1 protein-coding gene and 1 pseudogene are annotated in these 2,864 nt (G+C 39.4%); one reads left to right on the top strand and one right to left on the bottom strand.

Features of this window, described 5'->3' with window-relative positions; translation table 11 throughout:
- Window positions 1–334, bottom strand: a pseudogene (locus ACFO4R_RS11065) (IS1634 family transposase); the annotation flags it as partial.
- 395 nt (window positions 335–729) lie between these two features.
- Here ACFO4R_RS11065 and ACFO4R_RS11060 point away from each other — a divergent pair.
- Entirely contained in the window at window positions 730–2,124 is a 1,395-nt protein-coding gene (locus ACFO4R_RS11060; RefSeq protein ID WP_379789210.1) for an alanine/glycine:cation symporter family protein, read from the top strand.
- Window positions 2,125–2,864: the final 740 nt, after the last annotated feature.

Genomic DNA, 2,864 nt, shown 5'->3' with positions numbered 1-2,864 from the left:
CACAGATATCATCCAACTTGAGATCATGGTAGAGTTTTTGCAGGAACAAATATCCTCCCTCGAGCGAAGTGGGAGAATCTTTTTGGATACGCGCCGATTGGGAATACTTGACTACGACATCTCGTTTACTCTCTTTTTCTTTTTGGTTCAACTCTTCTATATACTGTTTTGCCCATTCGATGGGATCTTGCCCGTTTAATTTCTCGCAAAGTTCTTTGTAGGTTCCAAGTTTCTCGACGACCTTAGAAGTATTGGATTTTGTTTTCGGATTATAAACCGATTTAATGACGTAGAGAGATTTTGCATTTTTAGATTCGGAAACTTTCAAACGCATGGCGACCTCCTTTCCTATTCATTGTATTATAACACATTACGAGACATTACGCAATAATAAATTATAAAATTTGACAAAAAAAATAAAGCATTTAGAATGCTTATAGTGATTTTTTCCCTTTTAAACTGTCAAACTCCCGAAAACAGAGCTGTGATGTTTGAAATCACCAAAAATAATTATTAAATATAGAGTTGCTTTTTATATTATAATTCATTATAATTAAGGAAGATATACAATCTCGGAAAGAATGTCAATGGAGAAAAAAGCGGACATAGAAGCACGGGTTATCGTACATAACTGGTAAAATTTCATTGTATGCTGAAAACGAACAAAAAGGAGGGGAGTTTGTGCTTTCCGGGGAGTATAAATTTAATAAAAGGTTGTAAGGAGGACTTATGGAACTGTTAGAAATTGTGCAGATGCTAAACTCAAAAGTATTGTGGGGTTGGCCTTCTATTATTTTGTTGTTGGGAACAGGAATTTATTTTACCCTTATTACAGGTTGTGTTCAGATCAGAAAAATGGGATTGGCATTTAAGGAAACCTTCGGTTTCCTGTTTGAGCCCAAGAAAGAAAAGAAAGAAGGAGAGGTTTCTTCTTTTCAATCTCTTGCAACTGCGATTGCAGCTCAGGTAGGAACAGGTAACCTTGCAGGGGTTGCAACCGCGATCGCGTCCGGAGGTCCGGGAGCTATCTTCTGGATGTGGATGAGCGGTTTCTTCGGTATGGGGACTATTTTTGCAGAGGCTGTCGTTTCTCAAAAGTTTGTACGAAAAATTGACGGAGAAAAGGTTGGAGGACCCGCTTATTATATCAGACACGGTCTTAAAAACGAAACCGTAGCCAAATATCTTGCCGGATTCTTTGCAGTTGCGATTATTTTGGCACTCGGTTTGATGGGTAACGTTGTACAAGCGAACTCTATTGCGGCATCGGCTCAAACGGCATTCAACATTCCGCCCGTTGCAACAGGAATTTTTGTATCGATTCTTGTTATGTTGATTGTTGCAGGAGGGGTATCGAGAATTACTTCTGTAACGGAGAAAATTGTTCCTTTTATGGCGTTATTTTATATTGCGGGCAGCTTGATCATCATCTTTATGAACTTTGCAAACATCGGACCTGCTCTTTCCATGATTGTAAAATCGGCTTTTTCCGCTCAGGCTCTGTTGGGTGGAGCAATCGGTACAAGCGTAAAACAAGCATTCCGTTACGGAGTTGCAAGGGGATTGTTCTCCAATGAGGCAGGTATGGGTTCTACACCTCATGCACACGCATTGGCGGAAGTGGATCATCCGGCTCAACAAGGACTTGTTGCTACACTTGGAGTATTGATCGACACAGGTATTGTTTGTACCATGACGGCGCTTGTAATTTTGACGACCGGAGCTTACGACTTTGTAGCCGAAGGTCTTACCGGTGCAGGACTTACACAACAGGCATTTACTCTCGGATTTGGAGCATATGGAACCAAGTTTGTTGCAACCTGCTTATTTTTCTTTGCATTCTCTACCATCATAGGTTGGTATTTCTTTGGAGAAACAAACGTGAAGTATCTGTTTGGAAAAAAAGGAGTTTGGCCTTTCCGAGTTTTGGTAGTTCTTTTCCTTGTTGTAGGCTCTTCTGTAAAAGTTGAATTGGTGTGGGAGCTTGCAGATATGTTCAACGCTCTGATGGTAATCCCGAACTTGATTGCCCTGTTGGCGTTGTCCGGCTTGGTTGTTAAGATGCAGAAGGATTTTGAGCAGAAGTTTCTTTTAGGAGAAAAATCCGAGTATCAAAACAAATAAGTTACAAATATAGACTTAAAAAAAGCAATCTTCCTTTTCGGGAAGGTTGCTTTTTTTTTGACTTGACAGCTCTGTTTGGATTTTTTGACGGTGGCATTGCTGCATATTTTATGCCGAGACTTATTTAATACTATTATTCTTTTGAGTTGTAGATATAAACAATCTGTGACCCATAGAAGATAAAACAACTTTTCGCAGCTTGAAAAACAGATATATCTATACTTCTATGGGATATGGGAAAATAGTATAAACCGCTTAGTTATAGTATTGTCTGCTACAATACAGTTATGGTTGACGTCTTTTACATCCGGTAAGCAGTTATACATCTTGCTGCCCGAGTTGCGTAATGACAGAGAATGAGTATGTTGTATAAGAATCCGCAGATTGAATACTTTGAAATATCCTCGTCAAACGGCGTTTCAGCAATGATATATCCGGCGTACTTGAGATTTTAAAGCGGAGAATAAGATTAATACAGGATGTGGCATAAAAGTGAAGGATGAAGAAAGATTGGATCTTTTCTCGAGTGAAGGTGTGGTTTGCGTTCGGTTGAAAAAGGCATCACAGACCTAAGAGTCGAATGTGGTGAGCTATGAAGTTTTTTAAATTGATCCGGTCGAGTGAAACATCGATACAAATTATAGGGCCCAGAAATGAAAAAACAAAAACAAAAAAAGCTATTGACAAAAAAAGGGGAAGGTGATATATTAATACTCACCATCGCGGGGCCTGAGAAGAGG

The organism is Filifactor villosus (assembly GCF_042652965.1).
GTDB lineage: Bacteria > Bacillota > Clostridia > Peptostreptococcales > Filifactoraceae > Filifactor > Filifactor villosus.
Note: the sequence above shows the minus strand (reverse complement) of the source record. Positions and strands in the feature narration are given on the sequence as shown.